The sequence below is a fragment of the Henriciella aquimarina genome, from assembly GCF_002088975.1.
Classification (GTDB): Bacteria; Pseudomonadota; Alphaproteobacteria; order Caulobacterales; family Hyphomonadaceae; genus Henriciella; species Henriciella aquimarina.
In genome coordinates, this window is record NZ_NCST01000019.1 from 90,280 (window position 1) to 108,734 (window position 18,455).

17 protein-coding genes and 1 tRNA gene are annotated in these 18,455 nt (G+C 62.5%); 10 read left to right on the plus strand and 8 right to left on the minus strand.

Going from position 1 to position 18,455, the window contains the following annotated elements; genetic code table 11:
* Positions 1-31: 31 nt before the first annotated feature.
* On the minus strand, positions 32-739 hold the full coding sequence (locus B8784_RS02390) for a lysophospholipid acyltransferase family protein (RefSeq protein ID WP_143435256.1): 708 nt from the start codon (positions 737-739) through the stop codon (positions 32-34).
* Between the two features lie 102 nt (positions 740-841).
* A tRNA-Val gene (locus tag B8784_RS02395) sits at positions 842-916 on the minus strand.
* A gap of 506 nt (positions 917-1,422) precedes the next feature.
* Between B8784_RS02395 and B8784_RS02400 the strand changes: the two genes are divergently transcribed.
* Positions 1,423-1,671, plus strand: coding sequence for a hypothetical protein (locus tag B8784_RS02400; RefSeq protein WP_084396027.1), 249 nt, complete (start codon positions 1,423-1,425; stop codon positions 1,669-1,671).
* On the opposite strand, the gene B8784_RS02405 is transcribed toward B8784_RS02400, so the two are convergent.
* A complete protein-coding gene (locus B8784_RS02405) occupies positions 1,668-2,351 on the minus strand; it encodes an HAD-IA family hydrolase (protein ID WP_084396028.1) in 684 nt (227 codons plus the stop codon). The two genes, B8784_RS02400 and B8784_RS02405, sit on opposite strands and share 4 nt — an antisense overlap.
* Positions 2,352-2,428: 77 nt before the next feature.
* On the opposite strand from B8784_RS02405, the gene glmU reads away from it, so the two are divergent.
* From glmU to gor, 3 genes are read left to right on the plus strand one after another with little or no spacing between them, the layout of a single operon-like run.
* Positions 2,429-3,781, plus strand: a complete 1,353-nt coding sequence (gene glmU, locus B8784_RS02410; RefSeq protein ID WP_084396029.1) for a bifunctional UDP-N-acetylglucosamine diphosphorylase/glucosamine-1-phosphate N-acetyltransferase GlmU — start codon at positions 2,429-2,431, stop codon at positions 3,779-3,781.
* A 12-nt stretch (positions 3,782-3,793) separates the two neighbouring features.
* On the plus strand, positions 3,794-4,492 hold the full coding sequence (gene rpiA / locus B8784_RS02415; protein ID WP_084396030.1) for a ribose-5-phosphate isomerase RpiA: 699 nt from the start codon (positions 3,794-3,796) through the stop codon (positions 4,490-4,492).
* Positions 4,493-4,546: 54 nt separating this feature from the next.
* On the plus strand, positions 4,547-5,947 hold the full coding sequence (gor, locus tag B8784_RS02420) for a glutathione-disulfide reductase (protein WP_084396031.1): 1,401 nt from the start codon (positions 4,547-4,549) through the stop codon (positions 5,945-5,947).
* On the opposite strand, the gene B8784_RS02425 is transcribed toward gor, so the two are convergent.
* Positions 5,948-7,267, minus strand: a complete 1,320-nt coding sequence (locus B8784_RS02425; RefSeq protein WP_084396032.1) for an AAA family ATPase — start codon at positions 7,265-7,267, stop codon at positions 5,948-5,950.
* A 145-nt stretch (positions 7,268-7,412) separates the two neighbouring features.
* Between B8784_RS02425 and B8784_RS02430 the strand changes: the two genes are divergently transcribed.
* Together B8784_RS02430 and B8784_RS02435 are read left to right on the plus strand one after the other, a co-directional pair.
* Entirely contained in the window at positions 7,413-8,792 is a 1,380-nt protein-coding gene (locus B8784_RS02430; protein ID WP_084396033.1) for a class II 3-deoxy-7-phosphoheptulonate synthase, read from the plus strand.
* 15 nt (positions 8,793-8,807) lie between these two features.
* Entirely contained in the window at positions 8,808-10,193 is a 1,386-nt protein-coding gene (locus B8784_RS02435) for an MATE family efflux transporter (protein WP_084396034.1), read from the plus strand.
* Positions 10,194-10,211: 18 nt separating this feature from the next.
* On the opposite strand, the gene B8784_RS02440 is transcribed toward B8784_RS02435, so the two are convergent.
* The 3 genes from B8784_RS02440 to B8784_RS02450 form a co-directional block, all read right to left on the minus strand.
* Positions 10,212-10,478 carry an HU family DNA-binding protein gene (locus tag B8784_RS02440; protein ID WP_084396035.1) on the minus strand — a complete coding sequence of 89 codons (267 nt, stop codon included), beginning with the start codon at positions 10,476-10,478 and terminating at the stop codon, positions 10,212-10,214.
* 95 nt (positions 10,479-10,573) lie between these two features.
* Positions 10,574-11,485: a hypothetical protein gene (locus B8784_RS02445; protein WP_084396036.1), complete on the minus strand. Its 912-nt coding sequence runs from the start codon at positions 11,483-11,485 to the stop codon at positions 10,574-10,576.
* A gap of 25 nt (positions 11,486-11,510) precedes the next feature.
* Positions 11,511-12,533: an NADP-dependent oxidoreductase gene (locus B8784_RS02450; RefSeq protein WP_143435257.1), complete on the minus strand. Its 1,023-nt coding sequence runs from the start codon at positions 12,531-12,533 to the stop codon at positions 11,511-11,513.
* Positions 12,534-12,700: 167 nt separating this feature from the next.
* Between B8784_RS02450 and B8784_RS02455 the strand changes: the two genes are divergently transcribed.
* The 4 genes from B8784_RS02455 to gltX are packed head-to-tail and all read left to right on the plus strand — an operon-like array spanning position 12,701 to position 17,805.
* Positions 12,701-13,621 carry a Gfo/Idh/MocA family protein gene (locus tag B8784_RS02455; protein WP_084396038.1) on the plus strand — a complete coding sequence of 307 codons (921 nt, stop codon included), beginning with the start codon at positions 12,701-12,703 and terminating at the stop codon, positions 13,619-13,621.
* 2 nt (positions 13,622-13,623) lie between these two features.
* Complete coding sequence (locus B8784_RS02460; protein WP_084396039.1) at positions 13,624-14,784, plus strand: DegT/DnrJ/EryC1/StrS family aminotransferase; 1,161 nt, start codon at positions 13,624-13,626, stop codon at positions 14,782-14,784.
* 22 nt (positions 14,785-14,806) lie between these two features.
* A complete protein-coding gene (locus B8784_RS02465; RefSeq protein ID WP_084396040.1) occupies positions 14,807-16,462 on the plus strand; it encodes an NAD+ synthase in 1,656 nt (551 codons plus the stop codon).
* Positions 16,462-17,805 carry a glutamate--tRNA ligase gene (gene gltX / locus B8784_RS02470; RefSeq protein ID WP_084396041.1) on the plus strand — a complete coding sequence of 448 codons (1,344 nt, stop codon included), beginning with the start codon at positions 16,462-16,464 and terminating at the stop codon, positions 17,803-17,805. The genes B8784_RS02465 and gltX overlap by 1 nt, the downstream gene beginning before the upstream one ends.
* Here gltX and B8784_RS02475 read toward each other — a convergent pair.
* A complete protein-coding gene (locus tag B8784_RS02475; RefSeq protein ID WP_084396042.1) occupies positions 17,802-18,365 on the minus strand; it encodes an LOG family protein in 564 nt (187 codons plus the stop codon). The two genes, gltX and B8784_RS02475, sit on opposite strands and share 4 nt — an antisense overlap.
* Between the last annotated feature and the right edge of the window lie 90 nt (positions 18,366-18,455).

An 18,455-nucleotide genomic window follows, 5' to 3' on the forward strand; every position in this document is an offset into this window, starting at 1 on the left:
TGGCTCCAGGCAATCATGCCACAGCCTCGTCTTATCCGGACTGTCCGGCAAGGGCCGAAGCGCGCTGGTGAACCGCCTGCATCCTGTCGTCGAGGGCCTGACGGGCCTGTTCTGTGTCGTCGGTCTTCTCGACGAAGAAGGGCTCGCCGATGACCATGGCACCTTTGGTGAAGGGCAGGGGGATCATGAAGCGGTCCCAGGTGTCGAGGCGCCAGACGGGCTTGCAGTGAAGGGCATACGGGACGATGGCGGCGCCGGTCCGCTGGGCGAGGATGACCGGGCCCTGCTGGACCTGTTCGGCCGGGCCGCGCGGCCCGTCGGGCGTGATGCAGACCACGCTGCCGGCCCGCAGGCGGCGGCTTGTTTCGGCGATGGCGGCGGTGCCGCCCTTGTCCTTGCGCTTGCGTTTGTGGGTGGAGGAGCCGCGCACGGAGTCGAGGCCGAGATGCGTGATCGCGCGGGCAACCGCCTCGCCATCGCGCGAGAGCGAGATCAACATGGCGGTGGGGTGCGGCTTTTCCGGCAGCTTGCGGGCAATGCGGCTCCATATGGTGGGCAGCAGCAGGACGCGGGAATGCCAGGCGGCGACGATGAGGCCATAATCGCGTTTCCAGGCCTCCCGGAAGGCGTCGTCGCCTTCGACGGTCCAGCGGATCGTGCGGGCACAAAGGACCATATAGGCCCAGATCAGGGCGCCAAGAATGGACACCACAACAGGGTTGCGCAGGAGTGATTTCATTTGAGCGCGGGTGTAGAGCGGGTCGTGGCGAATCGCAAAGGCATAAAACAATGCCGTTGCAGCTCGGCCGGGAAGGGTTGTCGATCCGGGAAATCTTGCAAATGGTGGGCGATACTGGGATCGAACCAGTGACCCCTGCCGTGTGAAGGCAGTGCTCTACCGCTGAGCTAATCGCCCCCGATTCGGGAGCCGCAGGTGATAAGTCGCCTTGTAGGGGGCGTCAATTGATCTCTGCACACGTATTTCTGGTGGTATTAACTGCTTTTGAATTTGCATGCCTCCCATGCGTTACGGCATGGGATTTTTGGCCCGTTCACGGCGTGATGAGATTTTGCGGCATTGTGTCGCCTGTTCGCGGGACACGTCCTGAATATCGCCACAATTGGATAATTATATATGAAACCAATAGCCTAGCTGGAAACAAGCAATGATAGGGAAATTCTGGTTCTCAAAGGGTGTTGAATATGAACAGATATTCAGAATGAACAGCTGTTCATATTCGGGCCTTACTCGATTTTCATCTAGAAAAAGCCTTGAGCTTTGGGACCGAAACCGTCATCTAGGCGTCACGAATGACGCGGCGCCAAACCGCTCCGCATCATTGTGCAAAACAATAGCAAACAGAAGGACAGGCAAGTGGGAGGATCCCCTCCTGCATAACTAGTTAGCCTGGAGAGATTGAAATGAAAGACTGGTGTAACAACGAAGGTGCAAAACGCCTCCGCGAGAAGATTCGCGAATATTGGGCCGAGCGTGGCTATGAAGTCGATGTCGACCTCGTCGATGCAGGCTTCGTCCCTGCCATGCGGAGTGCACGGACCGACCTGCGCAGCAATATGGTGAACGGCATGCCGCGCCGCCGTATCGCGAAAACGCAGGAAGATGTGCGCACACCTTACCGTCCTGCCGAAGCCACGATCGAAGCCGCTTAAGCTGTCACAGACAGTATGACCGCCGAAAGATCAGAATAGGTCTCGGCAACAAGCAGCGTTTCCAGTGGCGTTTCGGGCTCCGGCCCGTAACCGAACGGGACAAAGATAAAGGGCAGTCCGGCATTCCGGGCTGCCCTTTCGTCTGTCAGGCTGTCGCCAACCATGATGGCGCGCTCAGGCGTGCCGCCAGCCTCTGCAATAGTTTGCAAGATATGGCCGCCATGCGGCTTCTTTTCAGGCACGCTGTCGGCGCCCACGACCGCGTCGAAATAGCGTGTCAGCTCCAGGCCGTTCAGCACCTCTTCGGCAAGCTGCTGGGTCTTGTTCGTACAGACCGCACAGCGTGCGCCCTGGCCGATGAGCCGGGAGAGGGTGTCGAGCGCATCCGGAAAGGGCCGGCTCAACCGGCAGATATTGGCGCGGTAGTGCTCGAGAAAACCCGTCCATAGCGGCTCGACGACAGGGTCTTCGGGGGCGACACCGTCGGCTTCCAGCCCCTTGCGGATCATCGCTTTCGCCCCGTCTCCGATCATGCCGCGAATCGCCTCGAAGGGGACCGTGTTGTAGCCGGCCGCCGCCAAGCAGTGATTGAGCGCGGCATGCAGGTCGGGCGCGGTATCGACCAGCGTCCCGTCGAGATCGAAAACAATCGTCCAGCCCTTGAGATTGGCGTCTGTCATGGGCGCTCCTTAAATCACTCGCATCGACTCGTCAGATGGTTTAGGCGAGTTGTCAAAGCAGTACGAGACCGGACGACATGGCTGAACGCGCCGCAATCATTCTTGCCGCGGGGCAGGGAACCCGCATGAAATCGTCGCTCCCGAAAGTTCTTCACAAGGTCGGCGGGCGAGCCATGCTGGACTGGTCGATCGACCTTGCCCGGCGGGTTGGCTGTGAGCAGATCGTGACCGTGATCAGTCCGAATGCGCCGGAGCTTCATAGCCATGTCGCAGGGGCGCTGGGTGAGGATGCGATTGCCGTGCAGGAGCGCCCGCTCGGAACCGGCCATGCGGTGCAGTCCGCCGAGCGTGCCCTGGCGGGCTTTCGCGGCGACGTCATCGTCCTTTACGGCGACACCCCGCTTATCCCGTCGAGCGCGGTCGAATCCCTGTTCGAGGCGCTCGAGGCTGGGGCCGGCGTTGGCGTGCTGGGCTTCCGGGCCGAAGAGCCGGGCGCCTATGGGCGGCTGGTCACGTCTTATGACGGCGACCTGGAGGCGATTGTCGAAGCCAAGGATGCCAGTCCCGAGCAGCTGAAGATCGATCTCTGCAATTCAGGCGTCATGGCCGTTCGGGCGGAGCGCTTGTTCCGCCTTCTCTCGCAGGTCACGAATGAGAATCAGAAGGGTGAGTACTACCTCACCGACATCGCGGCACTGGCCCGGGACGAGGGCGCTGCCTGCAAGGTCGTCACCTGCCATGAGCGCGATGTGCTCGGCGTCAATTCCCGCCGGGAGCTGGCTACGGCGGAAGCGGCGTTCCAGGAGCGGCGGCGCGGAGAGCTGCTTGATGCCGGTGTGACGCTGACGGCGCCGGAGACGGTCTATTTTTCCTATGACACGATAGTCGAGCCGGACTGCACGATCGAACCGAATGTCATCTTTGCACCGGGCGTGCATGTTCGCCGCGGTAGCATGATCCGGGCTTTCTCCCATCTTGAAGGCGCAAATGTCGAGGAAGGCGCCGAGATCGGTCCTTATGCCCGTTTGCGTCCGGGCGCGATTATTGGCGAAGGCGCGAAGATCGGCAATTTTGTCGAGGTGAAGAAGACGCGTGTGGGCGCTGGCGCCAAGGCCAATCATCTGGCCTATCTCGGCGACGGCGATATTGGCGCGAATGCGAATATCGGGGCCGGAACGATCTTCTGTAACTATGACGGCTTCCTGAAGTATCAGACGAAGATCGGCGCCAATGCGTTCATCGGGTCAAACAGCGCGCTTGTCGCGCCTGTGAAGATCGGTAATGGGGCCATTGTCGGCTCGGGCTCGGTCATCACGGAAAATGTTTCCGACAATGCCCTGGCTGTGGCGCGTGGACGCCAGGTCGAAAAGGCCGAGTGGGCGTCGGAGTTCAGACAGAAGAAAGCGGCAGAGAAGAAGGCCCGTAGCTAGAAGAGGTTCGCCATGGCGTATGAACGTGAGAAGGAAAACGCAGCGGCTGCCGCGATCGAGTTTGTCGAGGACGGCATGACACTTGGCCTGGGCACTGGCTCGACGGCGAAATTCTTTGTCGAGCTGCTCGCCGAGGAAATCGCCGATGGGCTGATGGTGAAGGGCGTGCCGACCAGTGAGGATACGCGCCGGCTGGCCGAATCGCTCGGCGTGCCGCTGCTGCCGATCGAACATGTGGACCGCATTCAGCTGACCGTCGACGGCGCCGATGAGGTCGACGAGAAGGCGCAGCTGATCAAGGGCGGCGGCGCCGCCCTTCTGCGCGAGAAGATCATCGCGAATGCCAGTGACCTGATGATGGTCATTGCCGACCCGTCCAAGCAGGTCGAGGTGCTGGGCGCCTTTCCCCTGCCAGTGGAGGTGACGCCCTTCGGTTACACGATCACGGCCAAGAAGGTTTATGACGCGCTGCGGGCGTCAGGCGTCTCCAAGCCGCGCATCGAGGTGCGCAATGGCAGCGGGAGCAAGCCGCTCGTCACCGATGGCGGCAATTACATCCTGGACTGTCATTGCTCGATCATTCCCGATGCGCCTGAAGCGGCGCGTCTTTTGTCCGCTGTTCCGGGCGTCGTGGAGCATGGTCTTTTCATCGGCATGGCCCGCACGGTGATCATCGGACAGGATGTCGGCGCAGCCGTCATTGAATACTAGGCCCGATCACGCCATATCGCGCACCTTTGGACCGGAAACCCGAAAGGACACTTCATGGCTGAGCTGGGCTACGACTACGATCTCTTTGTTATCGGATCGGGATCGGGAGGGGTCAGGGCGGCCAGGATCGCGGCACAGGCCGGTGCGAAGGTCGCCATCGCCGAAGAGTACCGCGTCGGCGGCACGTGCGTGATCCGGGGCTGTGTGCCCAAGAAGTTCATGGTCTATGCCAGCGACTATGGCCGCAAGCTCAAGGAAGCGCAGGACTATGGCTGGCAGGTCGAGTCGTCCGGCTTCGACTTTCCGAAATTCATGTCGAACATGCATGCCGAGGTCGACCGGCTGTCGGGCATCTATCTGCGCAACCTCGCCAATGCCGGTGTCGACGTGTTCGAGGAACGCGCCGAAATGCAGGACGCGCATACCATCGTCCTCAAAGACAGCGGCAAGACGTTTTCCGTCGACAAGATCCTGATCGCGACCGGCGGTACGCCCTGGCGGCCCACCCCGGAAGACCTGCCGGGGGTCGAGCACACGATTACCTCGAATGAGGTCTTCCACATCGAGGAGCTGCCAAAGCACATCGTGATTGCGGGCGGGGGCTATATCGCCTGTGAGTTCGCGCACATTTTTGCCGGGCTCGGCGTCGACACCTGTCTTGTCTATCGCGGCGACACGGTGCTCAACGGCTTCGACTGGGACGTCCGGACCTCCGTTCACGAAGGGCTGAAAGAGGCCGGTGTCCGTGTCATCACCTCTGCTGTTCTGGACGAGGTCACCACGCTGGAGGGCGAGGACCATCCCTATTGCGTGCATCTCAGCAACGACACGAAGATCAAGTCGGATGTCGTGCTCATGGCGGTTGGCCGCCGGCCGGCGACGGCCGGGCTTGGCTGCGACAAGGCCGGCGTGGAGCTGGATGAAAAAGGCGCGGTCATCGTCGATGACATGTCCCGCACCAATGTGCCGAATGTCTTTGCTGTGGGCGACGTCACCGACCGGATCCAGCTGACGCCCGTTGCGATCCGGGAAGGCCATGCCTTTGCCGATACCGTCTTCGGCGGCGAGGAGCACTCATTCGATCACGACAATGTCGCCTCTGCCGTTTTTACCCAGCCTGAAGTCGGCACGGTGGGCATGACGGAAGCCGAAGCCCGCAAGGCGTTCGGCGAGGTCGATATCTACAAGACACGTTTCCGGCCGATGCAGACCGCGCTGCTCGAGCATGGTGAGCGGGTGATGATCAAGCTCGTCGTGAAGGCCGATGACGAGCGGGTTGTCGGGGTCCACATCGTCAGCCCGGATGCGGCTGAAATGATCCAGATGCTGGGCATCGCGGTGAAGATGGGCGTGACCAAGAGCCAGTTCGATGCGACCTGCGCGGTTCACCCGACCATTGCCGAGGAAATCGTCACCCTGCGCCACAAATGGGTGCCCGAGACTGAACCGGCCTGATCAGGACGGTTCTTCGGCCGAGGTCTTGTCGCGGATCTCGGCCGCCGAGGCTTTCAGGGACTCGCGGATGGATTTCAGGCCGCCGCCACGGCCCTTGTGGACGATAAGCGACTTCCACGGCTCCTGATCGGGCTCCGGCGAACGCACCTGCAAGTGGCCGCTCTTCGGGACCGGATGCTGCAGCAGCGCCTCCGACAGCTTGAAGCCGGCGCGCTGGTCATGGGCCCCGTTGCGAGCGTCGGCCTCGAAGGCCGATTGCTCGTTGCGGCTGACCCGGTTGAACAGGATCGACAGTTTCGGCCGGACATCCTCTGCGATCTGCTCGTTCAGGACCTGGTTCAGAAGCTTCACGCCGCGCAGCGAGTACATGTCGGGATGCATCGGCGCGATCACGCGGTCGGAGGCTTCCAGCGCGCATTTCGTCAGGAAGGTCGCGTTCGGATTGGTATCGAAGACGATCAGGTCGTAACTGCCGCGCAGATGGTCGACCATATGCAGGAAATTGAGGCGGATCGCGTCCAGGGCGGCCTTGTCGGTCGCAAAGGCGTATTTCGAGATTTCGAACTGGCCGGAGATAAGGTCGAGCACGCCGCCAGGTCCGTTCTCGCCAAGCAGGGGATGGACGAGGTCGGCGATGGCCGGGGTCGGGAAGGGCTCGGTCGACAACCGGCTCCAGGACTCCGCCGGGGAGGGGACGTCCGGTGCATGCAGCCGGCTCTTCTCGAAGAGGGAGATAACGGAGCGGTCGCGCGCGGCGCTCTGGTCGGCGGCCTCCATGTCGAAAAAGGTCTGGGTGAGATTGTATTGCGGGTCGAGGTCGACCAGCAGGATACGCCCGCCAAGAGCGGCCTGCCAGGCGCCGAAGATCTGAGAGGTGATGGTGGTCTTGCCGACGCCCCCCTTGAGATTCATCACCGCGATGACGGGGCATTTATGGCGGTAACGTGCGCGCACCTCTGCGACGAGCTTCTCGAGCCCGCCTTCATCCATGATGGCGTGGCGCAGACTGCCGGCGAGCTCCTTCTTGAAGACGCCGGACAGGCGCGCATTGTCCACGCGGAAGGGGACGATGGTCAGGCCGCGGGCGATGCCGCGCTCGATCTGGGCCTGCGCCTCGCGCGAGCGGATGCTGCTTGCCGAGACGAGCACCACCATGGCAAAGGCCTTGTCGATGGCTTCGGCGACGGAGTGGCGGCTTTCCGGGCTGTCGGCGCCCGGCGGCTCGTACCAGTCGGGAATACCGGCCCGCCGCAGGGCCTCGTGTACCTGAAGCAGGCTGTCGACGTCTTTCGGGCCATGAACGATGAAAGCATGCGACATGGGGAGAGGGCTCCGAAATCCTGAGGTTTTCCCTGCTGCGTAAGGCAAGCTCGGTGATTCCGCCACACAACACAGTCAGAAATGTGGTAAAACTTGTGCCCCGTCGCCCTTTGTGATTGATACGCCCGCTGGAAGGAAAGAAGCGATGACCTGGACACCGAACAGCTGGAGAACGAAACCGGCCATGCACATTCCGGAAGACTATCCGGACAATGCTGCGCTGGCTGATGCAGAGACGCGTCTGAAGAGTTATCCGCCGCTCGTTTTTGCCGGTGAAGTGCGCCGTCTGAAGCAGAACCTGGCCAAGGTGTCTGCCGGCGAAGCCTTCCTGCTGCAGGGCGGCGATTGTGCCGAAAGCTTCAAGGAATTCAGTGCGGACAATATCCGCGACACGCTGCGCGTCATGCTGCAGATGGCCGTCGTTCTGACCTTCGCCGCTTCCAAGCCGGTCGTGAAGGTTGGCCGCCTGGCTGGCCAGTTCGGCAAGCCGCGCTCGTCTGCGACCGAAACCATCGACGGTGTCACGCTGCCATCCTACCGGGGCGACAACATCAATGCGATGGACTTCACCGAGGAAAGCCGCACGCCCAACCCGGAACGCCTGATCCAGGGCTATTCGCAGGCCGCCTCGACGCTGAACCTGGTGCGCGCCTTCTCGCAGGGTGGCTATGCCGATCTGGCGAACGTCCACCAGTGGATGCTCGGCTTCGTCGACCGCTCGCCGCAGGGCAAGCGCTATGAGGCGCTGGCCGACCGGATCACTGATGCCCTGTCCTTCATGGATGCCTGCGGGGTGAACTCCAAGAGCGTGCCGCAAATGGCGCAGGTCGATGTCTACACCTCGCACGAGGCGTTGCTGCTCGGCTTCGAGGAAGCGATGACGCGCGTCGATTCCACGTCGGGCGACTGGTACGACACCTCCGCCCACATGCTCTGGATCGGCCACCGTACGCGTCAGCTGGACCATGCCCATGTCGAATTCTGCAAAGGCGTGCGCAATCCGCTCGGCGTGAAGTGTGGCCCGGGCATGGAAACCGATGAGCTTCTGCGCCTGATCGAGACGCTGAACCCCAATGACGAGCCGGGCCGCATCACGCTGATCTCGCGCTTCGGCTCTGACGGCGTCAAGGAAGGCCTGCCGCCGCTCGTGCGCGCGGTGAAGAAGAGCGGCCGGAACGTCGTCTGGTCCTGCGATCCGATGCACGGCAACACGCTAAAGACGGAAAGCGGCTTCAAGACGCGGCCGGTGGACCGTATCCTTTCGGAAGTCAGCCAGTTCATCGACATCGTGTCGTCGGAAGGCTGCTATCCGGGCGGGGTCCATTTCGAGATGACCGGGCAGAACGTGACCGAGTGTATCGGTGGTGCCCAGGCCATTTCCGAGGCCGACCTGTCGTCGCGATACCACACGCATTGCGATCCACGCCTGAATGGCGAACAGGCCCTTGAGCTGGCCTTCCTGATCGCAGAGAAGCTCCAGCTCATGAAGGAAGCCGTCAACGCGGAAACGCGCGCAGCGAGCTAAGAGGGAGACAGCGCCATGTATCGCAGGCGGGTCTGGCCCGCCTGGGCGCGGCCATCCGACATTGCAGATCTCTTGCGGCTGTCAGGGCCGATTGCCGTCTCGCGCGCCGCGATGATGCTGATGGGCCTGACGGATGTGATCGTGCTTGGCCAGAACGCGCCGAGCGAGCTGCCCTATGTCCTGAACTCCTGGCTGCCCATCGGCGTGTCGCTGGGCCTCACAATGGGGCTTCTGCTCGGCGTGTCGGTGCTGACCGCCGAGCTGGCCGGGATCGGGCAAGCCCACGAGAGCGGGCGGATCTTCCGGCGGGGCATCCGGTTCTCGCTCTGGTTCGGGGCGCTGCTGACCCTGCTTATCCTCTTGTGCGTGGAGCCGATGTTCCGCGGGCTCGGCTTTGGCGAGACGGTGGCGGCCGGGACAGCGTCGGTCTCGCGAATCCTGGCCCTCGGCCTGATCGGACACATGCTAACCCATGTTGCGGGCTCCTATCTTGAAGCCCTGCGCCGGCCGCTGGTCGTGACCGCGATCATGTATGCGGGCGTTCTCATCAACCTGGTGATCGACCTGGCCGTCGTCGCCGGCTGGTGGGGCATGCCGAAAATGGGCGCGGACGGCGTCGCTATCGCCACGACGGGGACGCGCTGGCTGCTGGTGGTGTTCTTCCTCGCCGCCGTGTGGCGCTTTACGCCGGCCTTCAAGCCCTCTCCGCCGGGACCGGAAGACGAGCCGGTCCGTCAGATCTCGGTCGGCTATGGCATGGCTGTATCCAATGTCGCCGAGTGGGGTGGGTTCAATTTCACCTTCGTCATCGCGACCTGGATCAGCACGGCCGCCACGACGATCTATGGCATGGCCGTGCACGTCATCGGCTTCTGCTTCATGGCCTTCCTGGGCCTTGGCACAGCCACGGGCGTGCGCGTGGCCGAAGCCTATGGCCGGCGCAACAAGGACCAGGTGCAGGACGCCTCACGGCTCGGCATCGTGGCCGGGACGCTGATCGGCCTCGTCATGGGCGCGCTTGTCTGGATCTTCCAGGCGCAGCTGGCGGCGCTTCTCGTGAAGTCTGAGGCTGAAGTGGCCGGTGTCCTGATCCGTCCGGAGCTCGTCGGCATTGTCGGCTTCACGGCTTTTGTCATCGTGTTCGACGGGCTTCAGAACATCGCCTCAATGGCGCTCAGGGCCCAGAATGTCATCTGGCCACCCACCTATATCCATCTCGGCTCATACTTCCTGATCATGATCCCGGCGGCGTGGTTCTTCGGCCTTTATCTCGGCCGGGGCGCGCAGGGCATGATGGAGGGCGTGCTGATCGCGTCGGTCTTTGCCGGCGTGCTGCAGACGGCTCTGCTGGAATCAAAAGCGGCGCGCCGGTTGAGACCAGCGCGCCGCCCCGTGAGCTAAGATCCCCCCTGGGGAGCCTTAGATATCCTTCAGAGCCGAAGCCGGCTTGAAGGCACCCGAGGTCTTCTCAGGGATCTGGATGGTGTCACCCGTTGCCGGGTTACGGCCTTCGCGAGCGCCACGCGTTTTGGCGTGGAACGTGCCGAAGCCAGCGATAGCCACCTGCTTGCGGCTTTTGACCGCGCCGGAGATGGTGTCGAAAACTGCGTCTACCGCCTTGCCGGCGTCTGCTTGAGACATGCCAGCCGATTCTGCGACGGCCTTTGTAAGTTCACCCTTGTTCATTGGGCTCTCCTTTTAGCTTACGGCGATATCTTGCCGCGCATGCTTTCTACACGATTCGGAGGGGGTAAATAGCCCGAAAACCCAATAACGACGGGCTATTTCAGCAGAATCCACCCTTCTTCGCCGACAATTTTGGGGATATCCGTGCTTTCAAGGCCCTCCGGCGGCCCGAACAGGGCCCCGAGTTTTCCCGCTTCGTCCAAACCGTAATAGTGACGGGCGAGGGCACGAACCTGGGCCTGGTCGGCCACTTCACCGGTTTCGGGCCTGGCCGAAACGAGCGAGGGATAGACCTCGGCAAAGACGATATTGGTCTCTTCAAGGGCGTCCGCCTCGAGCGGTTCGAAGCCGGTCTCGAACGGCCAGATCTTCGAGTTCGGCAAGCGCTGGCGCAGGGCCTGCATCGACGGGATGCCGAGCAGGGACTGGCTGCCGACGGAGCCGGCACCGTAAAGTTGCCACATGGATTTGGGTTTCGATTTGTGAGTTTTCCTAACCCATTGCTCGCAGAGCCGGAACTCCTCGACCGGGGAGTCCGAGAAGTCTCCCTTCTGGCCGGTCAGCGTGGTGATCTGGTCGCGCGCCGGTGCGCCCCAGAAGGGGAGCGGGCCTTTCGTCATCGCATAGTTCAGCCCGGCCGCGATCGCGAAGCGAGTGTTGGAATTATCCGGGCGTTCCCTGACCTTGGACGAGAGATGGTCGTGCATGGCCTGCCAGGCCGGCTTGGCCGCCGTGTCGAGGCCGATGGCCTCGGCGGTCCCGGCCGGATAGCCAAGGCCGAAATCGAAACCGATCAGCACCTTGTCGCCGCGCGCGGTAAAGCGTTCGGCCAGTCCGGCAACGATCTCGCGCGCCTGCAGGCGTGTCGAGGGGTTGGCCGACTGGAAATGGAATTTCAGTCGGGCGTCCCGGGCAAGGGCACCGATCCAGACGGAATTGGCCCCTTGCGCCGGTTTGCCGGCGGCGCTCCAGTCCACTATGATATAGGCGTCGAACAGACGCGCCATGTGTGTCTCCGTCGTTTGTCGGGGGTCAGGAGAGCTTGACGAGCATCTTGCCCTTGTTGCGCCCCTCGAAGAGACCGAGGAAGGCTTCCGGGGCATGCTCGATGCCTTCCATGACCGTTTCCTCGAACTTCATCTTGCCCGCTTTGATCCAGCCGGCCATGTCCTGAAGGAACTGCGGTTGCAGATCAACATGCGATCCCACGATGAAGCCGCGCAGGGTGAGCTGTTTCCCGACGAGCTGGATGATGTTGTAGGGGCCGGGCTGTGGCTCGGTCACATTATACTGGCTGATCATGCCGCAAAGCGCGAAACGGCCCATCGGGCGGGCACATTCGATGGCGGCCTGCAAATGGTCACCGCCGACATTGTCGAAATAGACATCGATGCCTTTCGGGGCCGCGGCCGTTAGGGCGCCCAGCAGCGACTCATAACTATCGTGCTGCTTGTAATCGATCACATGATCGGCGCCGAGTTCCTTGACGAGCTTGCACTTTTCCTCGCCGCCGGCCGAGCCGATGACCGTGCAGTTCTTGATCTTCGCGATCTGGACCACAGTCGAGCCGACCGCCCCGGCCGCGCCGGAGACGAAGACGGTGTCGCCTTCCTTGAGCTCGGCTACGCGCAGGATACCGGCATAGGCGGTCAGGCCCGGCATGCCGGCCACGCCAAGCAGGGCGGATTCGGGCAGGCCGGTCTGCGGGATCTTTGTGGCCATCGCGGCTTTCGGCTCGTCGGTCCACGCTTCGCGCCAGCCGGCCATGGAGGTGACGAGATCACCCTCGGCATAGTCGGGATGTTTCGAGGCGACGACTGTACCGACAGCGTGACCCTGCAGCACTTCGCCGATCTGGAAGGGCGGGATATAGCTTTCGCGGTCATACATCCGTCCGCGCATATAGGGGTCGACGGACATCCAGGAATTGCGGACCTGGATCTCGCCGTCCCTGGGCTCGGCGGCTTCGCCTTTCTCCATGGCGAAGTCTGACAGTTTCGGCATACCCACCGGGCGGCTTGCGAGGGTCCAGTCTTTTGTCGGGATTGTCGGCATTATCGTTATCCTCCATTTGTGTTTGAGCCCACAGATGGAGCGGAAAGCGTCTGGTGTGAAGGATTGGCGGTAAGAATTCGCAAGACTCTTTGATCCCGTCGGCTGCCGGCTTAGCTTGCAGCCTGGCGCGAACCGGTGCGAAGGGGGCGCGCAAAGCGGAGTGTTGAATGTCTTCTCTGAAAGTCGGTCTGATCGGTGCCGGGGTCTTTGGCGGCTATCATGCCGGAAAGATCGCAGACTCGAAGCGGGCCCAGCTTGCCGGGGTGTTCGATCCGGACCAATCGCGCGCAGAAGTGCTGGCCGAAAAGCATGAGACCCGGGTCTTCGAAAGCGAAGCGGCGCTGCATGAGGCTTGTGATGGCGTCATTGTCGCCTGTCCGGCCATTTACCATGACGCGGTTGTGGAGCGGGCGCTCGTCGCCGGGCTGCATGTCCTTGTCGAGAAGCCGCTGGCGCTTTCCGGGGCACGGGCACGCGAGTTGGCCGCGCTGGCCGATGAGAAGGGGCTGACGCTGCAGGTGGGCCATCAGGAGCGGTTTGTCCTCGCCGCCATGGGCTTTTTCGATATTGCGGAAGTCCCTGTCTCGATCGAGGCGGTCCGTGAGAGCCCACCTTCGCCGGAAGGCCGGGCGGGCGATGTTTCGGTTATCTGGGACCTGATGATCCACGATCTCGACATGGCCGCCAAGCTGATCGGCGTGGGCGCCAGCGTCAGTGGTGAAGGCAGCCGTCAGCACACCGACCATATCGACGAAGCGGTGGCACGGCTCGACTTTCCGTCGGACGCGAAAGCCGTCATCAGGGCCAGCCGGGTGGCTCCGGAGCGCCGCCGGGCCATGACGGTGATCTACCCTTCCGGCACGATCAGCATCGATTTCCTGACCCGCAAGGTGGAGAACACGACGCCGCATGCGATCAAGGCGGATGTCTCTGCCGATCTGCCCGATCCGCTCGGGGCGGCGGACGAAGCGTTCTTCGCCGCGTGCCTGGGCGAGCGCGAGACCCCCATTCCCGGCCGGGAAGCTGCCGAAGCGGTGCGGCTTGCCGAGCTTGTCGAACAGACCGCTCTTCAGAAGATTGGAGCCTGACCATGGCCGCTGCCGAGAAGATGATCGATCTGCCCGCCGAAGCGCCGATCCAGTTCTTTGACCTGAAAGCCCAGCAGGCCGAAATTCGTCCCGCTCTCGAACAGCGCTGGATGACCATCCTCGATCATGGCCGCTATATCGGCGGTCCTGAAGTCGACGAGTGTGAGCAGAAGCTGTGCGAGTTTACCGGCGCGGCCGATGCGGTCGCCGTCGGCTCAGGCACGCAGGCTTTGGTGATGCCGCTGATCGCGCTCGGCTACGGCCATGGCGACGCGGTCTTCATTCCTGGCTTCACGTATAATGCCACCGCCAACGCCGTCCTGCTCGCCGGCGCAACGCCGGTTCTGGTCGACATTGATCCGCTGACTTTCAACATGGATGCAGAAGACCTGGAGCGGAAAATCCAGAGGGTGAAAGGCACGCGCAACCTGCGCGCCCGGGCCGTGATACCGGTCGATCTCTATGGTCTGCCGGCCAACTACAAGGCGATCCAGTCTGTTGCCGATGCGCATGGGTTGCGCATGGTTGCCGATGCCGCGCAGTCTTTCGGCTGCAAGCAGGATGGCGCGTGGGCAGGCATGCTCGCGGAAATCACGGCGACGAGCTTCTATCCGACCAAGACGCTTGGCGGCTATGGCGATGGCGGGGCGATCCTGGTGCGCGAGAAGGAGATGGGTGATCTGTTGCGCTCCATCCGCTGGCACGGCACGGGCGACAACCGCAAGGAGTCGATCCGGGTGGGCATCAATGGCCGCTGCGATTCCATCCAGTGTGCCGTGGTGGCCGAGAAGCTCGGTATCTTCGAGGCCGAGCGCCAGCGCCGTATCCAGGCGGCCGAAATCTATGACCGCCGCCTGCTCGGCAAGGTCGAGCGCCAGCAGCCTGGCCCGGGCGATGAGCCGGCCTATGGCCTCTATACGGTGCGCGTGCCCGACCGGGACGCTGTTAGAGCAAAGATGCAGGAAGCCGGCATTCCGACGGCCATTTATTACGACACGCCGATCCATCAGATGCCGGCCTTTGAACAGTTCGCGCCGGCCCGTGGCCTGCCGGAATGTGAGCGGGCTGCGGGCGAGGTGTTGAGCCTGCCGATGCATGCCTATCTTTCGGAAGATCAGGTGCATCGCGTCTGCGACGCGCTTCTGGGGGCTTTGCAGCGCTGACAACGCCCATTAAGTGGGCGCAATGACCGATACGCTGAAGATCCTCGCCGCGCAGCTCGACCCGATTGTCGGAGACATTAACGGCAATCTCGAGCTGGCCCGCCAGACGCTGAAAGAGGGTGCCGAGAAAGGCGCCGATCTTGTCGTCTTCAGTGAGATGTTCATTCTCGGCTATCCGCCGGAAGATCTTGTCCTGAAGCCGAGCGCGGTCGAGGACTGCATGGCCGCCGTCATACAACTCGCCGGTGAGAGCGCCGACCTGCCAGCCTTCATCATCGGTTCGCCCTGGCAGGATGGAGAACTTTTCAATTCCATAGCCTTCTGTGCGGGGGGCGAGATCGCCGCGCGCTATGACAAGCAGGAGCTGCCGAATTACGGCGTGTTCGACGAGCAGCGCCTGTTCGCAAAGGGACGCTCGCCGGCCTGCATTGTCGAGCTGAAGGGGGTGAAGATCGGCCTCGCCATCTGCGAGGATGTCTGGTTCGAGCGCGTGCCGATGGCGGCCCACGCCGCCGGCGCCGAGCTGCTGGTCATCCCGAACGGCTCGCCGTGGCGCCGCAGCATCCATACCGAACGTGCCGAGGCGTTCGACCGCTGGAGCGTGCTGGGCCTGCCCTACATCTTCGTCAACCAGGTCGGCGGCCAGGATGAGCTTGTCTTCGATGGGGGCTCCTATGCGACCAACTCGACCCATGCCGAACGGTGCGGGCTCGTCGGCCAGTTCGAGACCGGGACCGAACTGGTCGCCTTCGATCTGGAGACCCGCAAGCTCGTCCTGAAGGACAAGGGCTGCCGGCTCGATCATGATGGCTGGCACATGGAGTATCGCGCCACGACGCTGGCTCTGGGCGACTATGTCAACAAGAACCGCTTTCCGGGCGTGGTCATCGGCCTCTCCGGCGGGATCGACAGTGCGCTGAGCGCGGCGATTGCCGTCGATGCGCTCGGGCCGGAGCGCGTCTGGTGCGTGATGATGCCGTCGAAATACACCTCGTCGGAAAGCCTTGAGGATGCGAAGAAATGCGCCGAGGCGCTCGGTGTGCGCTATGACATCATCAATATCGCCCCCGGTGTGTCCGCGATGGATGAGATGCTGGCCGCCCCCTTCGAGGGCACCGAGCCGGGGATCACGGAGGAGAACATCCAGTCACGCCTGCGCGGGGTGACGTTGATGGCGTTGTCGAACAAGTTCGGCCACATGGTCGTCACCACGGGCAACAAGTCCGAAATGGCGGTCGGGTATGCGACGCTCTATGGCGACATGTGCGGTGGTTACAATGCGCTGAAGGACTTCTACAAGACCGAAGTCTTCGAGTTGTCGCGCTGGCGCAATGAACATCACCCGCGCGGCGCGCTGGGGCCTGAAGGCGAAGTCATTCCGGAGCGGATCATCACCAAGCCGCCCTCTGCCGAACTGCGCGAGGACCAGAAGGATGAGGATTCGCTGCCATCCTATGACAAGCTCGACGATATTCTTCGTGGTCTGGTCGACCGCGAAGAAGATATCCGGGACATCATGGCCCGCGGCCATGACGAGGCGACTGTAAAGCGGATCGAGCATCTCTTGTATCTTGCCGAATACAAGCGTAGGCAGGCGCCGCCCGGCGCGAAGGTCGGCGGCAAGAATTTCGGCCGCGACAGGCGCTATCCGATCACGAACCGTTTCAGGGACGATTGATGACTTCACCCATAGTCCGTTTCGCGCCGTCACCGACCGGCAAGCTGCATGTCGGCAATGTCCGCACCGCGCTGATCAACTGGCTGTTCGCCAAGGGGCAGGGCGGCACGTTCGTCCTGCGCGTCGACGACACCGACACCGAGCGTTCGACACAGGCCTATGAAGACCAGATCAAGGCCGACCTCACGTGGCTGGGCCTTGTCTGGGACGACACGTTCAACCAGTCCAAGCGCTTCGATCAGTATGATGCCGCAGCGGCCAAGCTGCGCGAGATGGGCCTGCTTTATGCCTGCTACGAGACCGCTGACGAGCTCGATCGCAAGCGCAAGATTGCGCTGTCGCGCGGGCGCCCGCCGGTCTATGACCGCTCCGCCCTGACCCTCACCGATGAGGACAAGGCCAAGCTGGAAGCCGAAGGCCGCAAGCCTCACTGGCGCTTCAAGCTGTCGGGCGAGCGCGTGGAGTGGACCGACCTGGTCCGCGGGCCGCAAAGCGTCGACACGGCCAGCGTGTCAGACCCGGTCCTGATCCGCGAAGACGGCTCCTATCTCTATACGCTGCCCTCCGTGGTCGACGATATCGACGCGAAGATCACGCATGTCGTGCGCGGCGAAGACCATGTGACCAATTCCGGCGCGCAGATCGAGATATTCAAGGCGCTCGGCGGTTCGGCGCCGGAGATGGCGCACACGCCGTTGCTTGTCGATGCAGAGGGCGGGGCGTTTTCCAAGCGGCTCGGTTCGCTCAGCATGGATACGCTGGAGGCGCGCGGCATCTTCCCGATGGCGATCCTGTCGCTGCTCGCCAAGCTCGGTACGAGCGACAATATCGAGGCGCGCGAGAGTCTGGAGGCGCTGGCCGGGGAGTTCAGCTTCGACAAGATCGGCCGGGCGCCGGCCAAGTTCGATGAGCGCGACCTGCTGGCGCTGAATGCCACGCTCATTCACACGACCCCGTACGAGGCCGTGAAAGACCAGCTCGCCAAGATTGCGCCGGATGCCGCTAATGAGCCGTTCTGGCTGGCGGTACGCGAGAACTGCCAGACGGTGCATGACGCCAAGGATTTCGCCGACATCGCCTATGGACAGATCGAACCGGTCGTCGATGAAGATGATGAAGCCTTCATCGCTGAAGCACGCGACCTGCTGCCGGAAGGTGAGGTGACAGGCGAGACCTGGAAGACCTGGACGAGCGCGCTGAAGGAGAAGACGGGCCGCAAGGGCCGGGGGCTCTTCATGCCGCTTCGCAAGGCGCTGACCGGCCAGGAGCACGGGCCCGACATGGGCACGATCCTGCCGCTGATTGGACGTGAGGCTGTGGTCCGCCGGCTCTCGAAGGCCTAGCTGTCCATCACGACGACACGGTCCTGCAGGGCCGCGATGGCCGCTTCAGGCGTATTTTCGTGAACAAGGCAGGCGCGGAACTCTTCCGGCGTGAATTTGCCTTCGATGATGTGTTCCATCAGCTCGAAGAAGGGCGACCAGAAGCCGTCCTCGTCGAGGAAGGCCATCGGTTTTGCATGCAGGCCGAGACGCGCCCAGCTCAGCATCTCGACGGCTTCTTCCAGCGTGCCGATGCCGCCGGGCAGGACGATGAAGGCATCCGATTCGTCGAACATCATCTGCTTGCGGGTGTGCATGTCATCGACGATGCGATGCTCGACATCCTCGAAGATGCGTTCTTTCTGCAGCAGGAATTTCGGCATGACACCGAGGACGTCGCCGCCGGCCTCGTGGACGGCTTTCGCGCACGCGCCCATCAGGCCGACACCGCCGCCGCCATAGACAAGGCGCAGATTCTGCTGTGCAAGGCTGCGTCCGAGATCGCGCGCGAGCCGGATATAGGCGGGCTTCACCTGATTGGACGAGCCGCAATAGACGCAGATGGATTTCAGCTTCGGCATTCGGATTTCTTTCCTGAATTCGGCCCCGCATTTAAGCCCATGAAGGGATTCGTACCAGCCATGGCCTGTTCGCAGGCTGCATTTGGGGCC